The sequence below is a fragment of the Kitasatospora sp. NPDC051984 genome (assembly GCF_044593455.1).
Taxonomy (GTDB): Bacteria; Actinomycetota; Actinomycetes; order Streptomycetales; family Streptomycetaceae; genus Kitasatospora.
Genome location: NZ_JBIUCB010000007.1, coordinates 287,394 through 305,407, shown reverse-complemented (window position 1 = coordinate 305,407; position 18,014 = coordinate 287,394). Strand labels below are relative to the sequence as shown.

The window sequence follows — 18,014 nt, the reverse complement described above, 5'->3', positions numbered from 1 at the left end:
CCGGGCGCCACCTGGGGATCTGTCCGACGGGTGTCCATCCGGCCCACGATAGCGGTCGCTCACCCGTCTGGGCGCGGGCGGCCCGGCGTGCGACGATGGCAGGGCGGTACCCGCCCCCGGAACGGCAGGTGGCCAGATGGACACCGACAAGCAGGGTAGTCACCGGATCCGCCCCGCCTCTCCGCTGGCGGAGGGCGGTGCGCAGCTGCCCGACGGCCTGCTGGCCATTCCGGTGGCGACGGCGCTGGTCGCGTCCGACGGCCGGATCCTGCACTGGAGCCCGGACGCGGAGGCCCTGCTCGGTTTTCCCGCCGCGGCGGCGGTGGGCGCCCGCGCCGCGGACCTGCTGGTGGGGGCGGACCGGCGTCCGGAGGTGCTGGAGCTGTTCTCCCGGATCCTCGAGGGCCGCCCGTTCTCGGGGGTCTTCCCGGTACGGCACCGGGACGGGCATCTGGTGCGGCTGGAGTTCCGCACTTTCCCGATCCTCGGCCCGGACGGCACCCCGATGGTGCTGGCGGTGGCCTCCGACGTCAGCGCGGTGCGCCGGCTGGCCTCCGACCTGGCGGTGCTGGACGGTTTCTTCACCCAGTCCCCGGTCGGCATGGCGGTGTTCGACACCGAGCTGCGCTTCGTCCGCCTGAACGAGGCGCTGGCCCGGATCAACGGGGTGCCCCGGCAGGAGAGCGTGCGGCGGCGCCTGACCGAGGTGCTGCCCGCCATCGACGGCCAGCAGGTCGAGGCGATGATGATGAAAGTGCTGGCCGACGGCCGGTCGGTGCTGGACGCCCGCACCCACGGCTGGACGCCGGCCGACCCGGAGCGCGAACACGCCTGGTCGGTGGCGTGTTTCCGGCTGGACGAGCCGGACGGCACGGTGCTCGGGGTGTGCGTGACGGTCGTGGACATCACCGACCGCTTCGAGGCGGAGATCGCCGTCGACGCCGCGCAGCAGCGGCTGGCGCTGCTGAACGACGCGTCCGCACGGATCGGCACCACGCTGGACCTGGCCACCACCGCCCGGGAGCTGGCCGAGACGGCGACGCCGCGGCTGGCCGACGCCGTGGTGGTCGAGGTGCTGGAGTCCATGGTGCGCGGCGAGGCCGTGGTGCTGCCGGACCGCTCCGACCGGTCCGCGGTGCTGCGCCGGCTGGCGTTCCACACCGTCCCCGACAGCGGAATGTGGCCGATCGCCCCGGTCGGCACGGTGCGGCGTTTCCATCCGAGCACCCCGGACGCGTGGGCGCTGGCGCACAGCCGGCCGGTGCTGGTGCCGCAGACCGACGCCCCCGCGATGAAGTGGTTCACCGACGATCCGGTGCGCGGCGCCGCGATCCGGGAGCAGGGGGTGCGGTCGTTCATGGTGGTGCCGCTGATCGCCCGCGGCTCGGCGCTCGGCACCGCGACGTTCCTGCGCGCGCGCACCGCGGCCCCGTACGACGAGGCGGACGTGGCGCTGGCGGCGGAGCTGTCGGGCAGGGCGGCGGTGTCGATCGACAACGCGCTGCTGTACACCCGGGAGCGGGACGCCGCCGAGCAGCGCCAGCGCGCGCTGGAGGCCGCCGAGACCGCCCAGCAGCGGCTGGCCCTGCTGAACGAGGCGTCCACCCGGATCGGCACCACGCTGGATCTGCACCTGACCGCGCAGGAGCTGGTGGACGTGGTGATCCCCCGCTTCGCGGACTTCGTCACCGTCGACATCCGTGAGGCGGTGATGGCGGACGAGGACCCGGAGCCGGTGCCCGAGTCGGGTTCGGTGCTGCTGCGCGCGGTCGCGGTCGGTGAGCGGGCCGACGACGGCGAGGGTGCCCGCGCCAAACTCGTGAACGCGGCCGACGAGGTCGGTGGGGCGTCGCGTTCCGCACACCTGTACGCGCAGGCGATGCGTACCGGCCGGTCGGTGCTGGTGCCGCACGTGGACGAGTTCGCGCTGCGCCGGATCGTCACCTACCCGGAGCGGGTCCAGCCCAGTCTGGACGCGGGCCTGCACTCGTATTTGATGGTGCCGCTGCTGGCGCGCGGGCAGGTGCTGGGCGGGGTGGAGTTCGCGCGGATGGCCAATCCGGAGGCGTTCACGGCGGCCGACCTGGCGCTCGGCGAGGAGTTGGCGGCGCGGGCGGCGGTGTGCATCGACAACGCCCGGCTGTACCGGCGCGAACGGGACACCGCGCTCACCCTGCAGCGCAGCCTGCTGCCGCAGGACGTGCACCTCACACCGGGGTTGGAGATCGCGCACCGCTATCTGCCCTCGACGGTGGGCGACGAGATCGGCGGCGACTGGTTCGACGTGGTGCCGCTGACCGGCGGCCGGGTGGCGCTGATCGTCGGCGACGTGATGGGCCACGGCATCCGGGCGGCCGCCACCATGGGCCAACTGCGCACGGTGGCGCGCACGCTGGTGACGCTGGACCTGGATCCGGCGCGGGTGCTGCGCCGGCTGGACGATGCGACGGCGCAGCTCGGCGAGGGCCAGTTCGCGACCTGTGTGTGCGCGGTGTTCGACCCGGTGGACGAGGAGTGCATCCTCGCCTCGGCCGGGCATCTGCCGCCGGTGGTGTCCGAGCGCGACGGGCAGGCGCGGCTGGTGCAGCCGCCGCCGGGGGCGCCGTTGGGCGTGGGCGGGGTGCCGTTCGAGTCGATCCGGTTCCCGCTGCGCAAGGACGGGCTGCTGGTGCTGTACACGGACGGTCTGGTGGAGCGGCGCGGCCAGGACCTGGACGAGGGCCTGGAGTTGCTGCGCTCGACTGTTACCCACCGTCAGGGCACCTTGGAGCGGGGCTGCGACGTGGTGCTGGACGCGCTCGGCGCGACGCTGGGGCAGGACGACGTGGCGGTCATCATGGCGCACGCGGGTCCGGTCGGCGAGGACCGGCTGGCGACGCTGCCGCTGTCCGGCGACCCGGCGCTGCTGCGGCACGCCCGGGAGTTCACCCGGCGGACGCTGACGGGCTGGGGCCTGACCTCGCTGGTGGAGCCGGTGGTGCTGCTGACCGGCGAGTTGTTGACGAACGCCCTGGTTCATGCCGGTTCGCCGCTGCAACTGCGGGTGTTCCGTGGTGCGTTGCTGACGGTGGAGGTGTCGGACGCGGACAGCCGGGAGCCGCGGCTGCGGCCGTCGGGTCCGCACGAGGAGGGCGGCCGGGGCATGCAGTTGATCAACGAGTTGGCGCTCCGCTGGGGCAGCCGGGCGACCCGGGACGGCAAGGTGGTCTGGTTCGAGATGGAGCTCCCGGCCCGCTGATCCGATCGTCATACCGCTTGGTACTTCAACTGCCTTGTCCGACAAGCGAATCGACGGACCGTCAACCGGTACGGCATCCGGCGGTACCTCACTCACCCGTCACGGCAGTGGCGTTGCCCCGGACGGGTGACGACACGGCCCGAGGCCCACGCCACGGGTCGGCCCTCCTCCAGGATCGGTCGCGATCGGTCGCGATCGGCGCCAACCATGGAGGACTTGATGCGTTCCAGCATTGCCAAGCTCACCACCGCCACCATCCTCACCGGGCTCGCCCTGTTCGGTGCCGCGGGCACCGCGTCCGCGCACGAGCACCACCCGCACGGACACCACCACCACCCGCACGGAGCGATCGCCTTCGGCGGCGACGCGCTGGCGATCGACGGCGACGCGGTGGCAGTCGAAGGCGACGCCTGGGCCGTTCGCGGCAACGCGCTGGCCATCGACGGCGACGCCGCCGCACTGGGCGGCAACGCCGCCGCGCTCGGGGGCGATGCCTTCGCCGCGGGCGGCGACGCGCTGGGCGTCGAGGGCGATGCGGCCTCCCTGGGCGGCAGCGCCGCCGCGATCGGCGGGGACGCCTTCTCCGCGGAGTGAACAGTGCCGGTGCCGCCCTGCCGGGCCGGAACGGCTCGCGGCAGAACGACTCAGGCTTGAACCAGGGTCGAACGGCTCAGCGTTGAACGGCCGGGCGGTGTCCTCGCGACCCGCCCGGCCGTCCCGTTGAGCCCGCGCCGGCTAGAGCGGGGTGACGTAGGCGCCGGAGATGCCGCCGTCCACCAGGAAGGTGTTCGCGGTCATGAAGGAGGAGTCGTCGCTGGCCAGGAAGGCGACGGCGGCGGCGATCTCCTCGGGCTCGGCGAACCGGCCGAGCGGGATGTGCACCAGGCGGCGGGCGGCCCGCTCCGGGTCCTTGGCGAACAACTCCTGCAGCAGCGGGGTGTTGACCGGCCCCGGGCACAGCGCGTTGACCCGGATCCCCTCGCGTGCGAACTCGACGCCCAGCTCGCGGCTCATCGACAGCACCCCGCCCTTGGAGGCGCTGTAGGAGATCTGCGAGGTGGCGGCGCCCATGACCGCCACGAAGGACGCGGTGTTGATGATCGAGCCCTTGCCCTGGCGCCGCATGTGCCCGATCGCGTACTTGCAGCACAGGTAGACGGAGGTCAGGTTGACGTCCTGGACGCGCTTCCACGCCTCCAGCCCGGTGACCAGGATCGAGTCGTCGTCGGGCGGCGAGATTCCGGCGTTGTTGAACGCCACGTCCAGGCTGCCGTAGTGCTCGACGGCGGTGTCGAACAGTACCCGGACCTGCTCCTCGTCGCTCACGTCGGTGCGCACGAACAGGCCGCCGACCTCGTTGGCGGCCTTGGCGCCGGTCTCCTCGTCGATGTCGGCGCACACCACCTTCGCCCCTTCGGCGGCGAACCTGCGCACGGTGGCCAGGCCGATGCCGCTGCCCGCGCCGGTGACGACGGCCACCCGGCCGTCGAGTCGCTTGGTCATGGGGTTCATTCCTCCGTCGCGATGAAGACGTTCTTGGTCTCGGTGAAGGCGTGCAGGGCGTCGGGGCCGAGCTCGCGGCCCAGGCCGGACTGTTTGAAACCGCCGAACGGCGTCCAGTACCGCACCGAGGAGTGCGAGTTGACGGACAGGTTGCCCGCCTCGACGGCGCGGGCGACGCGCAGTGCCCGGCCCACGTCGCGCGTCCAGATCGAGCCGGACAGGCCGTACTCGGTGGTGTTGGCGATCCGTACCGCGTCGCTCTCGCCGCGGAACGGCACCACCGCGACCACCGGCCCGAACACCTCCTCGGTGAACGCCCGGTGGTCGGGCGCGATGGGGGCGAGCACCGTCGGCGGGTACCAGAATCCGGGGCCCTCCGGGGCGCTGCCGCGGAACGCCACCTCGGTGTCGCCGTCCACGTACGAGGCGACCCGCTGCCGGTGCGCGGCCGAGATCAGCGGGCCCATCTCGGTCTTCTCGTCGCCCGGGTCACCGACCCGCACCGCCCGCACCGCGGTCTCCAGCCGGGCCATGAACGCCTCGTACACGCTCGCCTCGACCAGGATCCGGGAGCGGGCGCAGCAGTCCTGCCCCGCGTTGTCGAACACCGCGTACGGGGCGGTGGCGGCGGCCTTGTCCAGATCGGCGTCGGCGAACACGATGTTGGCGCTCTTGCCGCCGAGCTCCAGCGTCACGGGTTTGACCTGCGCGGCGCAGCCGGCCATCACGGATCTGCCGACTGCCGTGGAGCCGGTGAACACCACCTTGCGGACATCCGGGTGAGTGACGAACCGCTGCCCGACCACCGGCCCGCGGCCGGGCAGGATCTGCAGCACGCCCTCCGGCAGCCCCGCGCGCAGGGCGAGTTCGCCGAGGCGCAGCGCGGTCAGCGGGGTCGCCTCGGCGGGTTTGACGATCACCGTGTTGCCTGCGGCGAGGGCGGGCGCGAGTGCCCAGGCGGCGATCGGCATCGGGAAGTTCCACGGGACGATCACGCCGACCACGCCGAGCGGCTCGTGGAAGGTGACGTCGAGGCCGCCCGCGACCGGGATCTGCCGGCCGAACAGCCGCTCCGGCGCGCCCGCGTAGTACTCGATGACGTCGCGGGCGTTGCCGGCCTCCCACCGGGCATTGCCGATGGTGTGCCCCGCGTTGGCGACCTCCAGCGCGGCCAGGTGCTCACGGTCGGCGTCCACCTCGGCGGCGAAGCGGCGCAGCAGCCGGGCCCGGTCGCCCGGGGCGACTGCCCGCCAGCTCTCGAAGGCGACCTTGGCGCGGGCGATCGCGGCGTCGGTGGCCTCGATGCCGGCCAGCTCGACGGTGGCGATCACCTCCTCGGTGGCGGGGTTGACCACCTGGTACGGATCGGGCTGGTCGATCACGGCGCTCTCCTGTGGTGTGGTGTCCGGGTGGCCGGGCCCACGCGGTGGTGTCCGGTGGTGGCGGCCACGAGTCCGCGTCCTACAGCCGCTCGAAGCCGCGGCGGCGTTCCCAGTCGGTCACCGCGGCGTCGTAGGCGGCGAGTTCGACCCGGCCCGCGTGGGCGTAGTGCCGGACCATGTCCTTGCCGAACGCCACGGTGGCGGCCTCGCTGCGGTCGAACAGCTCGATCGCCTCCCGGAGCGTGGCCGGCACACGTGGGGCGTCGGAGGCGTAGGCGTTGCCGGTGAATTCCGGCTCCAGCGGCAGTTGGTGCTCCACCCCGTGCAGTCCGGCGGCGATCAGTGCGGCCACCGCCAGGTACGGGTTGACGTCCCCGCCGGGCACCCGGTTCTCGAACCGCAGGGAGCTGCCGTGCCCGACCACCCGCAGCGCGCACGTCCGGTTGTCGCGGCCCCAGGCGATCGCGGTCGGGGCGAAGCTGCCTGCCACGTAGCGCTTGTAGGAGTTGACGGTCGGCGCGAGCAGCAGCGCGAACTCGCCGAGGCAGGCGAGCTGCCCCGCCAGGAAGTGCTCCATCGTCCGGGAGAACCCTCCCAGCTGCCCGTGCCCGCCCTCGATCCCCGTCTCCGTGTCCGTCTCCTGCGTGCCGTTCCCGGGGAACACTGGGCGGCCCTGCTGGTCGCGCAGGCTCAGGTGGATGTGGCAGGAATTGCCCTCCCGCTGGTCGTACTTGGCCATGAAGGTGAGGCTGACGCCCTCCTGTGCGGCGATCTCCTTCGCTCCGGTCTTGTACACGGCGTGGTCGTCGCAGCAGCGCAGCGCGTCGGTGTAGCGGAAGGCGATCTCGTGCTGCCCGAGGTTGCACTCGCCCTTCGCCGACTCCACCACCAGCCCGGCGCCCGCCATCCCCGTACGCAGTCTGCGCAGTAGCGGCTCGATCCGTCCGGTGCCGAGGATCGAGTAGTCCACGTTGTACTGGTTGACGGGCGTCAGGTCCTGGTAGTGCTTCTCCCAGGCCCGCTCGTAGCTGTCGCGGAAGACCATGAACTCCAGCTCGGTGCCCACGTACGCCCGCCATCCGTACCCTGCGAGCCGCTCCAGCTGACGGCGCAGCACTTGGCGGGGCGACACCGCTACCGGGCTGCCGTCCTGGTGGGCGAGGTCGCACTGCACCATCGCGGTGGCCGGGTGCCACGGCACCATCCGCAGGGTCGTCAGGTCGGGCCGGAACACCAGGTCGCCATAGCCGTTCTCCCAGGAGGACACCGCGTAGCCGTCCACGGTGTTCATCTCCACGTCCACCGCCAGCAGGTAGCCGCAGCCCTCGGCGCCTCCGGCCAGCACCTCGTTCAGGAAGTACTCCGCCGCCAATCGCTTGCCCTGCAACCGCCCCTGCATGTCGGTGACGGCCAGCACCACGGTCTCCACGGCGCCTTCGGCCACCAGAGTGCGCAGGCGCTCCACCGTGAGTCGCGCGTCGGTCATCCGCCCTCCACCTTCGCCGCCCCGGGTGCGCCCCGGCAGCCCTGTCCGGCTGCCGCGACGCCGACCACCACAGCGACGATGATCCCGCCCTGGACCTGCCCGCACCAGTGGCCGCGCGCGTGTCGATCCGAACTGATTCATCGTCAGCTCATCACGTTTCCAAGCAATATGACGCTGCATCAGTCACCAACTCCTTTCATTCGACCCTCCTTTGCTCCCCGCGATATCCCCCGTACCAACCGCCACAGGCCACAGCCCCGCGCCCGGTTCGACAACCGGCAGCGGACCGGAAATCGCTTGCACCGGACGGATTCACCTGCTTCGGTGCCGCATGCACACTCATTGCTCGCCCGCCCTCCCTCTGGAGTCCACCACTCGTGACGTTCCGTCTGACCGCCCTCACCGATTCCGTCCCACCGCCGCTCACCCGCCGTCTCACCTGGCTGGCGTCCGCCCCTGACGGCACCCCGCTCGGAACCGCCGTTCTGGGACTGTTCGCCTCCCCCGCCCAGGCCCACCTGTGCTCCCTGACACTGAACGTCCACCCCGCCGAACGCCGGCGCGGCGTCGGCTCCGCGCTGCTGTCCGCTGCCGCCGCGGCGGCCCGCGAGGACGGCCGCCGGGCGATGCTCGTCCAGGCGGTTGAGGGATCCCCGGGCGATGCCTTCCTCACCGCACGGGGCTTCGGACGGGCGCTGGCCCTCGACTACGCCCGGCTCGACCTGACCTCACCCACCTCTGCGCCGGCCGCCACCGAGGTGCCGCTCCACCCCGGATACCGGCTGATCTCGTGGCTCGGCAGCTGCCCGGACGAGTGGCTGGCCACCTTCACCGTTTCGCGCACCGCCATGGACGACACGCCGATGGGTGACACCGATTTCGGCGTGGTCGTCTGGGACGAAGCCCGGGTCCTCGCGGCCGAGAAGGCCGTTGAGGACCGAGGTGAACTCCTGCACACCGTCGCCGTGGTCGAGGAGGCCACCGGCAGCATCGTCGGTTTCACCGAACTCGTCCTCCCCGCCAACCGCTCCGGCAACGCCCAGCACTACGGCACCGGTGTGATGCCCGCCCATCGCCGACGGGGTCTCGCCCGGGCCATGAAGGCCGAGGCCATCCGCTGGGCGCGCACCGAGCAGCCGGAGATCACCGGCCTCCTCACCGACACCGCCGACCACAACGCCGGCATGATCGCCGTGAACCAGGCCCTCGGTTACCGCACCACGCACCGCTCCATCGAGTTCCGCCTCCCGCTCGAGTCCTGACGTCGATCAACCCCCGGCCCGCGCAGCCATATCCGTCGTCTCCGCCGCTGCCCGCCGGGTGGCGGCAGCGCCGACCAGCGCCGCCCCGGCGCCGAAGGCCAGCGCTGTCGGCCAGTCCGGCGACCCGCCCCAGGCAAGGCCCTGCACGGCCCAGTGCGCCAGCGCCCAGACGGTGGCGGCCAGGCCGACGGTCAGCAGGAGCGTCCGCCACGCCCCGGTGATCGCGGCCTGTGGCCTGGCCCTCCGGGCCAGGCGTATCAGCAGGCCGTCCACCGGCCGCAGGGCCAGCAGCAGTAGGCAGAACAGTGCGGCCAGCACCAGGATCCAGCCCGGCCGCCAGGCCCACCAGGCTCCCGAGCCCACCTCCGGCTCGGGGGCCAGGTCGGTCAGATAGAACGCGGCGCCGGCACCGAGGACCGGCACCATGTGCCACAGGTAGAGCGTCATGCTGACCCGGCCGAGCGGTTCGACGAACCGGCTGCGGCGCGCCGACCGCAACGCCCGCTCCGCGCGCGGAGCCAGCAGCAGACAGAGCCCGCACTGGGCGACCAGCCACGCCAGCATGGCGAGTGAGGGCGGGTTGGTGTTGGACACCTCCTCCCCGGTGACCAGCACCAGGCTGACCGGGAACGGTCCGAACTCCACCAGCGCCGCGTAGCCTGCCGCGCCGCCCACGGCCAGAACGGCACCGAACCACGGCCGAGTTGTCACCCCGCCGTCCTTCCAGTCGAATCCGAGTTGGTACGAGACCGTCCACACCAGCAGGTAGTTCAGCAGACCGACCCGCCCCGCCCACTCCATGTCCACCCCGAGAACCACCAGATCGACGCCGACAGCCGCGACGGCCGTCACCGCGACGGCGCTCAGACCCCACCGCCGGTGCAGCGCGTACAACCACGGTGTCAGGGCGCTGATCATCAAGTAGACCGGCAGGAACCAGAACTGCATGGCCAGCGCCCAACCGATCATCCTCAGCAGCACCGGATCGGCTCTGAACGCTGCCGCGATCAGCAGCCCGCTCAGCGCCAGGACCAGGTACGCACCGGTCGGCATCAGCAACCTCAAGGCCCGCCCGCGGATCCACCCGGCCGCAGTACCGCCCTCGGCGCGGCAGGCGCTCCAGGAACCGGCTGCCGCGTAGCCACCGGCCAGGAAGAACACCGGCATGATCTGGAAGACCAGCGTCAGCCACTGGGTCCATGGCACGATGGCCATCAACTCGGGTGCCGCCAACGATCCGTCGGGCGCCCGTTCCAGTGCGGTGATCAGCCAATGCCCAACCACCATCAGAACGATCGCCGCCGCCCGCAATAGGTCGACGTACCCGTTGCGCACCGACGTTTCCTTCACGTCGATCCCCCTCTCCCCCATGTCGGTCATCATCTCCGGTCAACATTGACGCCTGTCCCACGCGGCGCATTGCGGTTCAGCCACAACCCCCGCCCACCCCGCCACCTCCACCGCCTCCGTGCGCGCCCCGAGTTCTCCCTTCGGCCGGTCGGCCCGTGTCCGTCATTTCCCCAGGTCCGACCACGTTGGGGTCAAACCCTGGTCAAGCATGGGGTTGCGGGGGTGACGGTGGCCCTATCCTGGTCGCACAGGACAGACACCTCGTTCGGTGAGGCGTCTTCACGGACACAGGCCACTGATCCCACCCGTCGAGAGACGCTCCGGATCAGGACAGGTCTCCCCGGCCCAAGGGGTGATCCCAAGTGGCTTCCCCTGCCCTGGGGACACGCCGTGGAGTGCCAAAGCTCTGACGAGTTGGGGTGCGCCGGGCCGTCGTGGCCTGGTCGCCTGCCGCGCGGCCGCGAGTGGGACTCGCTGGTCAGAATCGGGAGGAGGCGAGATGGACTGCAGTAGTCCGGGGCACAGTCAGCCCCTTCCCGATTCGTCCTCGCCGTTTTTCTGCGGTTCGAGACAGTTCCTCCTTCACTGATTCCGTGACCCTGCTCGGTCGAGCGCCGCCGGTACCCGGCCGCGGTCCGCCGTCCTCCGGCATGCCCGGTCCGTGGCTGCGCCTGGCTGCGGTCCGGCCCGGTCGGGTCCGGCCTCGCCACGGGCTCCGCCACGGCTTCGTACCGCCTGCTGCGGGGCGCTCGGCGGTCCGCTGCCGTCGGCCCGCTCCGTGGACCGCCCGCGACCGGGCCCACCCCGGAGCCCACCGCACCCGGCCGAGCCGTTGCCGCCGGGCCGAACTGGGGCCTGGTCGCGGAAGTTGACCGGCACTCATGAGGAGCTGTCCCGAATCGCCCGTCGGCCCCGCCTCGCCGGGGCAGAGGGGTGTTCGCCATGGCCACCAACACACTTTTCAATTCGACTTCTTCCAGGCTCCGCGATCGCCGGACCGGTCTGGGCCACCGCGCCACCGCCGGCCGTGCGGTGCGTTCCTCCCTTGTCTCTTTGGCCGGGCTGATCGGAGCGTCCGTCACCAATCAGGCGGGCGCGGAGGTCGGACGGCTCACCGATGTGGTCGCCCGGCTGTACGGCCCGGAGCCGTATCCACCGATGACCGGTCTGATCCTGCGGATCGGACGTCGCCGGGCCTTCCTCCCGGCGGATGCGATCGGACGTCTCACGGCCGGACAGGTCCGGTTGCGCGCCTCCCGGGTCGACCTGCGGGACTTCCAGCGCCGTCCCGGTGAGGTGCTGCTGGCCCGCGACGTGCTGGACCACCAACTCGTCGATGTGGACGGCGTCCAGGTGACCAGGGCCGCCGATCTGTACCTGGCCCCGTTGGTGGGCCGGGTGGTCCTGGTCGGGGTGGACGTCTCGCTGCCGACGCTGCTGCGCCGACTCGGCCCGCGCCGTTGGCAGGTCCGACCGACGCCGGAGCGCGTCCTGGACTGGCAGTCTGTCGCTCCGTTCGGCGAGCAGGCCACCGACGGCCCCACGGAAGTCCGGTTGCGTGCCTCACGCTCCGCCTTGCACCGGCTCCGCCCCGCCGATCTGGCCGACATCCTGGAGGACCTCGGCCGCAGCGAACGCCAGGAACTCCTGGGCTGGTTGGAGCCGGAGCAGGCCGCGGACGCTCTGGAGGAAATGGTGCCGGCCGAGCTCGAGAACCTGCTCCGCGAGGCCCAGCCGGAGCATGCCGCACGGCTGGTCGATGCGATGGAGCCCGACGAAGCCGCCGACGCGCTGCGCGATCTGGCGCCCCGTGAACGGGAGAGTCTGCTGGAGCGGATGCCCAGCGAGGAGGCCGCCGAGCTCCGAGACCTTCTCTCCCACCGCGAGGGCACCGCCGGTGGCGCCATGACGACCCGGCTGGTCACGGTCCGGCTGGAACAGACCGTTTCGGAAGTCCGGGCCGACCTTGCCGCCCAGGCAGAGCACCGCGCCGAGATCGACGCCGTGGTGGTGCTCGACGCCGCCGGACGGCTGGTAGCCGACGTGCCGCTGTTCGAGCTGGCGGTGGCCGAGGACTCCACCCGGATCTCCGAGCTGGCGGACTGGCTGGCCCAGTTCGGTGCGCCGGTGACGCTCACCCCGGACACCCGGCTCGCCCAGGCCGCCGACCAGCTGATGGCCGCTCGCAAGTCCTCCCTCCTGGTGGTCGGCGAGGACGGACGCCCTCTGGGCCGCATCCTCGCCGACGACATCCTCGACGCCCTGCTGCCCGAACGCGGGCGCCTGCACTTCCGGAGGTTCCGCCAGTGAACGCCCACCTCGACCCCATCGCTACCGATTCCACTGCGCCGCAGGCCGCTTCGGCCCCGGTCGGCGTTGCAGCGACCGAACTCGGCGTCACCGCAACCTTCTCCGGGCCGGCCGCCGCCCCTGCACCGCCACGCGGCCGCAGGCGCGGGTTGCGCCGGATCGCCGCCGTGGCGATGATCGCCGGGCCCGGACTGGTCGCCGCCAACGCGGGCAACGACGCCGCGGGCATCGCCACCTACGCCTCGGCCGGATCCCAGTTCACCTACAACACGCTGTTCTTCATGGTGCTGGTCACCGTCGCCCTGGTGATGGTCCAGGAGATGGCCGTCCGTCTCGGGGCGTACACCGGAAAGGGTCTCGGCGCCCTGATCCGCGAGCAGTTCAGTCTCCGGCTGACTGCCCTGGCGGTCGGCTGCCTGCTGCTGGCCAACACCGGCCTGGTGGTCAGTGAATTCGCCGGAATCGGCGCGGCGTTCGAACTGCTCGGCGTACCGAAGTGGGCGGTCGTTCCGCCGGCCGCCGTGCTGCTGTGGGCGCTGGTGCTGTTCGGCTCGTACCGGTGGGCCGAGCGAATCTTCCTGGTGATGTCGCTGGCGTTCTTCGCCTACCCGATCGCCATGATCCTCGGCCACCCGCACTGGGGCGACGTCGGCAAGCACCTGGTGATTCCGCACCTCGAGCCGTCCAGCGACTTCATTCTCCTCGCGGTGGCCCTGATCGGAACAACCGTCAGCCCGTACATGCAGTTCTACGCCGCGGCCGGGGTGGTGGACCGCGGAGCGAAGCCGGAGGATTACAAGCTGATCAGGGCGGACGCCGTACTCGGAGCGGTGTTCGCGTGCGTCATCAGCCTGACCATCATTGTGGCCACCGCGTCTGCGATCGGCGGGACCGGTCCCTTGCAGTCCGCGGCCGAGGCGGCCCGGGCTCTGGAGCCGGTGGCCGGCCCGGGTGCGGAACTGCTGTTCGCTTTCGGACTGTTGGGTGCCTCCGCCCTGGCCGGCGCCGTGGTCCCGCTGTCCGCCGGCTACGCGATCGGCGAGGCCGTCGGGGTGGAGCGCTCGGTCTCCAGGCGGTTCCGCGACGCACCGTTGTTCCTCGGTGTGTTCACTGCACAGCTCGCCCTGGGCGCGATCGTGGCGTTGACGCCCGTGGACGTCATTCAGTTGTTGATCGGTACCCAGGTGCTCCAGGGGCTGATCAGCCCGATCGTGCTGGTGTACCTGCTGGTACTCACCAACCGCCGTTCGCTGCTCGGCAATGCCGCGAACGGCCGCCGGTACCGGATCGCCGCGACCACGGTGGTGGTCGGGGTGGCCCTGATGTCCACCATCCTGCTGGTGCAGACCGTCCTCAGCTGGTTCGGCCTGGCCTGAGCTGATGCCCCGTCGGCACCGCAGCAGCAATACCAGTACAGCAGCCCACCGTACGTTCGTCATACGCATGCATGTTCTCCTCTGTCGGTGACGCCGGCCCTCGGGCCGGCGTCGCGCGTCGAAATCCGGTTGTCCGCCCAGCAGCCGCCCTGCAAGGCTTCATGTCATGTCCGCCAACGCAACGCCGACCGCCCTTGCCGCTTTCTTCAGCGAGGGCCGTCTGACGTCGGTCCCTCGCAAGCCGGCCCGTCGCACCGCCCTGCTCTCCCACCTCGCACAGTCCCTGTTCGAGCCCGACCGCTCGTACAGCGAGCGCGAGGTCAATGACGTGCTACTCACCGTCCATTCCGACACCTCCATGCTTCGTCGCTATCTGATCGAGGCCCAACTGCTGACCCGCACCCGGGACGGATCCAGCTACCGCCGCTCCGACGCCGCCGCCTCGCCGGATACTCAGCCGCCCGCCGCGTAGCGCCAGAACTCCCGCATCAGCGGTGGCGGGGTGGGGCCAGTCATCTCCTGCTGGGTGAGCAGGATTGTCACCAGCCCGGTCGTCGGGACGAGGTGGGCCGCCGTCCCGGTGCCGCCCACCCAGCCGTACCGGCCTCGTGCGTTCCACGGCTCGCGACGTGTCACGTCCACCGATCCGCCGAAGCCCCATCCCTGACCCTCCAGGAACAGCTCGCTGTCCGCACGCTGTTGTTCCGTCAGGTAGTTGGTGGTCATCTGCCAGACCGCGCGCTCGGACATGACGTGCCGTCCGTCTTCGGCCCGGCCGCCGGACAGCAACATCCGCTGGAACGTGAGTACGTCGTCCAGGCTCGACGCCAGACCGCCGGCCCCCGAGGGAAATGCCGGGGGAATGCTCCACTGCCCGCCCGGCGGGTCCACCACGGTCGGTGCCCCGTCCGGGTTCGGCCGGTACAGCGGGCTGAGTCGGTCGGCCTCGCCAGATGGTGCGGAGAAGCCGGTGTCGGCCATCCCCAACGGCTCGAACAACCGCTCTGCCAGCGCCTCGTCGAGCGACTGCCCGCTTGCGCGGGACACCAATACGCCCTGGATGTCCGAGCAGATGTTGTACAGCCATGCCTCCCCCGGCTGATGGAGCATCGGGATGCGGGCCAGCGCCGCCAGCCACTCGTCCGGTGGCATCACCTTCTGTGGCTGGGGTGGCCCCTGCAGCAGTTCGCCGACCAATGGCGCCAGGGCCGGCAGCGAGAAATCCGCCGGAAATCCGTACCCCGCCCGGGATTCGAGAAGGTCCCGCACCGTGATCGGCCGGTCGGCAGCCACGGTGTCCGTGACCGGCGACTGCGGTGTTCGCACCACCCGGCGATCGGCGAGCTCCGGCAGCCAGTGCTCCACCGGATCGTCCAGGCCGAAGGCGCCGTCGTCGACCAGTTGCAGTACTGCGGCGGCCATCATCGGCTTCCCGATCGACGCGATCCGCACCAGGGACTCCCTGGTCAGATCGCCTGCCGTCGCGACTTCCACCGCCCCTCCTCGGGCCACCAGTGCCACCGCACCCGGCACCGTGCCGTCCGCGACCCGGCTGTCCAACATGCTCTGCAGTTCACGCATGTTGATCCCCTTTCAACTGGGGTGCCACCTTCGCACCTTCTGTTTCGTGTTGTCTGGAGTGTGCCCGGCCGCCGCGACGCCTTCTCAAGCCGATCGGATATCCCTTCCCTGTCGATCAGTTGATGGGCCATCAACCGATCAGTTGACCCCGGTGTCCACCGAAGGGAGATTTCGCGATCGTGGCCCCGATGGCCGTTATGACGGCCAATCGCCCGGGTACGTTGCCGAACACCACATTGATTGCCATATGTACCAGGAGGCACTGATGTCCCAGCTTGTCCTGATGATGTCGGTGTCACTCGACGGCTACTTCGAGGGTCCCGAAGGCGATCTCGGCTGGCAGTTGATCGACGACCAGTTGCACAAGCACTTCAACCGACGGCTGGCAGCGATGAGCGGCTTCCTCGATGGCCGTGTCACCTACCAGCTGATGGCGGGCTACTGGCCGACCGCCGACCAGGACCCGGCCGCCACCCCGCCCATGGTGGAGTTCTCCCGCATCTGGCGCGACATGCCGAAGACCGTCTTCTCCCGCACCCTCACCCACGCCGACTGGAACACCACGATCGCCCGAGCCGTCGACCCGCAGGCGATTGCCTCTCTCAAGGCCGCCTCCGCGTCCGACCTCGCGGTCGGCGGCGCCGTCCTCGCCACCGAATTCCGACGGCTCGACCTGATCGACGAGTACAGCCTGTATGTCCACCCTGTGGTGCTCGGCCGTGGCCGACCACTGTTTCCACCGTCCGACACGCGAACCGACCTGGTCCTCGCCGAGACACACACCTTCGAAAGCGGTGTCACCATGCTCCGATACCTGCGCCACTGACACCTGGCGCTGCGCCACGGCATACCCGGACCCGCCGCCGTCCCACCGGCCGGAGCGCCACCGATCGATCAACTCCCAGCTTTACCCGTATTCGCCTATCCCGATGTCCCGGCGCCGGCGTACGGCGAAGTAGGTTCAGAACCCGGCCCAGCCCCTGAAGAATTGCGTTCCGATGATCCCGAAGCTCCTGACGACGGCATCCCCGCCTGCCCGCCAGGGGACGAAGGACCGGACGGCGAGGCACTGCCGGCTGGCTTGTGCGCGGTCCTGAGCCGGATTCGCCGGGCGTGGCCGAACTGTCCGAATTGCCAGTCCCGCCGACCGGCCGGTCGAACTGGCTGCCCGTGGCCCGGTTGACCAACACCATCTGCGTCACCGGTGCCGCCGCTGGCTGGACCGTCACCACATCGTTCGCCTGAAAGGAGGCCCAAGCCATGCCGGTATAGGTATCACCCGTGCCGTTCGGCGGGAGCAGCGGATTTGCCGCACTCGCACCGCACCCGGGGCACACCCTGGTTGTCAACCAGAACGGCGGCTTCGGCACGTCACAGCTGGCGACCTCCCGCGTACCTCCGCACAGACCGGGTTCGCCACCTTTCACGGTGCCGCGGGTGGCGGCCGGGGTGGCCGTCCCTGCCCCACCGGTCGGGTACCCGCTTGATCCGCCGGCACCAGTCCCGGCGGCGTAGGCAACGGAGTCGGTGAAGGGCTCCTGGCCGACCGCCCCGGCGAGCTGGAGGGCCACGTTCTGGGCGGACCCGCCACCGGAGGAGCCGCCGCTGAGCGCCACGCCCCGCGCAACACCGAGACCGACGACGAGCACCGCGGCGGCCAGCGCCGGCCCCTACCGCCACCACGACCACCTTCCACCCCCCTCACCGTCCCCACCGTCCCCGACCAGCACTCGCCCACCACCACTCGGCGGTGGCGTCCCGTCACCCGAGGCCATCAACCGGCCGCACCCCGTCCGACTGGCCCGCGCCACCTGCCGACAGCGGACCGGACGGCGGCCCGGCAGGTCCCGCTCCGTCCGAGGACGACGGCGGCCCGGCCTCAGCCCGGGAGCCGCCACCGGTACCAGAACCTGACCTCAACCCGCCCGGTCCGTTACTCGACGGCCAGTCGCTCTCCGCACGCAGCCCGGCCCCCTGCGCATCCACCCGCCCAGGCGCCGACCCACCGTTCGCCCATGAAGGAGGCTCGACTGTCCCACCCACCGACTCGGTCGGAGGCTCCCCACCCGACGCGCCATCACTCCGCCGGCTCCGCCCGGACCGCGCGGATCCCGCAGAGCCCTCAGCGCCCCACTGATCCGACGCCGTCGCCCACCGACCCGCCCCTTCGCCACCAGCTACCAACTACCAACTACCAGCTACCGCTGCAGGAGGCCCCGATGTTCCGTCCACCAGCTCCATCGGCGGGCCTGCGCCCGAGGCACCGTCACCCACGACGTCCGGCGCACCCGGTACGCGCCCGGTGCGTCCTTCCGAGGCCGCTGCGCAGCCCCGACCAGGCGCCGGACCTCCAACTGCCTCGGTCGGGGCCCCGGATGTGTCTGCCACCCCTTCCGTCGGCGGGTCGGTCGACTCGCCCACCACCTCGGTGGGGCGGTGAGGCGGCGGCGGTGCGTTGTTGTTCTCGTTGTCTGATTCTTCGGGTTGCCGAGGTGTCGGCTGATCAGCCACGGAACTACCTCTCAG

13 protein-coding genes, 1 pseudogene and 1 riboswitch are annotated in these 18,014 nt (G+C 71.1%); of the genes and pseudogenes, 7 read left to right on the top strand and 7 right to left on the bottom strand.

Annotated features, from left to right (window positions below; genetic code table 11):
- Positions 1-136 precede the first annotated feature (136 nt).
- Together ACIHEI_RS17240 and ACIHEI_RS17235 are read left to right on the top strand one after the other, a co-directional pair.
- Entirely contained in the window at positions 137-3,238 is a 3,102-nt protein-coding gene (locus ACIHEI_RS17240; protein ID WP_396607189.1) for a SpoIIE family protein phosphatase, read from the top strand.
- Positions 3,239-3,457: 219 nt separating this feature from the next.
- On the top strand, positions 3,458-3,832 hold the full coding sequence (locus ACIHEI_RS17235; protein WP_387648040.1) for a hypothetical protein: 375 nt from the start codon (positions 3,458-3,460) through the stop codon (positions 3,830-3,832).
- Between the two features lie 141 nt (positions 3,833-3,973).
- Here ACIHEI_RS17235 and ACIHEI_RS17230 read toward each other — a convergent pair whose 3' ends face one another.
- The 3 genes from ACIHEI_RS17230 to ACIHEI_RS17220 form a co-directional block, all read right to left on the bottom strand.
- Complete coding sequence (locus ACIHEI_RS17230) at positions 3,974-4,750, bottom strand: 3-oxoacyl-ACP reductase (RefSeq protein WP_387648043.1); 777 nt, start codon at positions 4,748-4,750, stop codon at positions 3,974-3,976.
- Positions 4,747-6,123 (bottom strand): aldehyde dehydrogenase family protein, encoded by a 1,377-nt coding sequence (locus ACIHEI_RS17225; protein ID WP_387648046.1) that lies wholly within the window; start codon positions 6,121-6,123, stop codon positions 4,747-4,749. Before ACIHEI_RS17225 ends, ACIHEI_RS17230 begins: the two co-directional genes overlap by 4 nt.
- Positions 6,124-6,202: 79 nt before the next feature.
- The gene (locus tag ACIHEI_RS17220) at positions 6,203-7,609 is read right to left on the bottom strand and encodes a glutamine synthetase family protein (RefSeq protein WP_396607188.1); all 1,407 of its coding nucleotides are present in this window, start codon (positions 7,607-7,609) and stop codon (positions 6,203-6,205) included.
- Positions 7,610-7,986: 377 nt separating this feature from the next.
- Here ACIHEI_RS17220 and ACIHEI_RS17215 point away from each other — a divergent pair, with 377 nt between their 5' ends.
- Positions 7,987-8,871 (top strand): GNAT family N-acetyltransferase, encoded by an 885-nt coding sequence (locus ACIHEI_RS17215; RefSeq protein WP_392946051.1) that lies wholly within the window; start codon positions 7,987-7,989, stop codon positions 8,869-8,871.
- Positions 8,872-8,877: 6 nt separating this feature from the next.
- Here ACIHEI_RS17215 and ACIHEI_RS17210 read toward each other — a convergent pair whose 3' ends face one another.
- Positions 8,878-10,242, bottom strand: coding sequence for an acyltransferase (locus ACIHEI_RS17210; RefSeq protein WP_396607187.1), 1,365 nt, complete (start codon positions 10,240-10,242; stop codon positions 8,878-8,880).
- Between the two features lie 232 nt (positions 10,243-10,474).
- Positions 10,475-10,647, top strand: a riboswitch (M-box (ykoK) riboswitch).
- Positions 10,648-11,274: 627 nt separating this feature from the next.
- Here ACIHEI_RS17210 and ACIHEI_RS17205 point away from each other — a divergent pair.
- The 3 genes from ACIHEI_RS17205 to ACIHEI_RS17195 all read left to right on the top strand — a co-directional run bounded on the left by ACIHEI_RS17205 (position 11,275) and on the right by ACIHEI_RS17195 (position 14,379).
- Positions 11,275-12,531 (top strand): magnesium transporter MgtE N-terminal domain-containing protein, encoded by a 1,257-nt coding sequence (locus tag ACIHEI_RS17205; RefSeq protein ID WP_396607186.1) that lies wholly within the window; start codon positions 11,275-11,277, stop codon positions 12,529-12,531.
- A gap of 173 nt (positions 12,532-12,704) precedes the next feature.
- Entirely contained in the window at positions 12,705-13,907 is a 1,203-nt protein-coding gene (locus ACIHEI_RS17200) for an NRAMP family divalent metal transporter (RefSeq protein ID WP_396607255.1), read from the top strand.
- A 166-nt stretch (positions 13,908-14,073) separates the two neighbouring features.
- A complete protein-coding gene (locus tag ACIHEI_RS17195; RefSeq protein WP_396607185.1) occupies positions 14,074-14,379 on the top strand; it encodes a DUF2087 domain-containing protein in 306 nt (101 codons plus the stop codon).
- Here the strand turns inward: ACIHEI_RS17195 and ACIHEI_RS17190 are convergent.
- Entirely contained in the window at positions 14,361-15,488 is a 1,128-nt protein-coding gene (locus tag ACIHEI_RS17190) for a serine hydrolase domain-containing protein (RefSeq protein ID WP_396607184.1), read from the bottom strand. The genes ACIHEI_RS17195 and ACIHEI_RS17190 overlap by 19 nt on opposite strands.
- A 265-nt stretch (positions 15,489-15,753) precedes the next feature.
- On the opposite strand from ACIHEI_RS17190, the gene ACIHEI_RS17185 reads away from it, so the two are divergent.
- Positions 15,754-16,314, top strand: a complete 561-nt coding sequence (locus ACIHEI_RS17185; RefSeq protein ID WP_387648065.1) for a dihydrofolate reductase family protein — start codon at positions 15,754-15,756, stop codon at positions 16,312-16,314.
- On the opposite strand, the gene ACIHEI_RS17180 is transcribed toward ACIHEI_RS17185, so the two are convergent.
- Both ACIHEI_RS17180 and ACIHEI_RS17175 read right to left on the bottom strand, forming a co-directional pair.
- Positions 16,286-16,750 carry a hypothetical protein gene (locus ACIHEI_RS17180; RefSeq protein ID WP_396607183.1) on the bottom strand — a complete coding sequence of 155 codons (465 nt, stop codon included), beginning with the start codon at positions 16,748-16,750 and terminating at the stop codon, positions 16,286-16,288. The genes ACIHEI_RS17185 and ACIHEI_RS17180 overlap by 29 nt on opposite strands.
- Positions 16,751-16,763: 13 nt before the next feature.
- Positions 16,764-16,856 (bottom strand): annotated as a pseudogene (locus tag ACIHEI_RS17175) (DUF6777 domain-containing protein); the annotation flags it as partial.
- Positions 16,857-18,014 lie beyond the last annotated feature (1,158 nt).

Excerpts from the sequence above, each read along its gene's own strand:
- ACIHEI_RS17240 (WP_396607189.1), top strand. The coding sequence starts at position 137 with ATGGACACCGACAAGCAGGGTAGTCACCGGATCCGCCCCGCCTCTCCG.
- ACIHEI_RS17235 (WP_387648040.1), top strand. The coding sequence starts at position 3,458 with ATGCGTTCCAGCATTGCCAAGCTCACCACCGCCACCATCCTCACCGGG.
- ACIHEI_RS17230 (WP_387648043.1), bottom strand. The coding sequence starts at position 4,750 with ATGAACCCCATGACCAAGCGACTCGACGGCCGGGTGGCCGTCGTCACC.
- ACIHEI_RS17220 (WP_396607188.1), bottom strand. The coding sequence starts at position 7,609 with ATGACCGACGCGCGACTCACGGTGGAGCGCCTGCGCACTCTGGTGGCC.
- ACIHEI_RS17210 (WP_396607187.1), bottom strand. The coding sequence starts at position 10,242 with ATGGGGGAGAGGGGGATCGACGTGAAGGAAACGTCGGTGCGCAACGGG.
- ACIHEI_RS17200 (WP_396607255.1), top strand. The coding sequence starts at position 12,705 with ATGATCGCCGGGCCCGGACTGGTCGCCGCCAACGCGGGCAACGACGCC.
- ACIHEI_RS17195 (WP_396607185.1), top strand. The coding sequence starts at position 14,074 with ATGTCCGCCAACGCAACGCCGACCGCCCTTGCCGCTTTCTTCAGCGAG.
- ACIHEI_RS17190 (WP_396607184.1), bottom strand. The coding sequence starts at position 15,488 with ATGCGTGAACTGCAGAGCATGTTGGACAGCCGGGTCGCGGACGGCACG.
- ACIHEI_RS17185 (WP_387648065.1), top strand. The coding sequence starts at position 15,754 with ATGTCCCAGCTTGTCCTGATGATGTCGGTGTCACTCGACGGCTACTTC.
- ACIHEI_RS17180 (WP_396607183.1), bottom strand. The coding sequence starts at position 16,750 with ATGGCTTGGGCCTCCTTTCAGGCGAACGATGTGGTGACGGTCCAGCCA.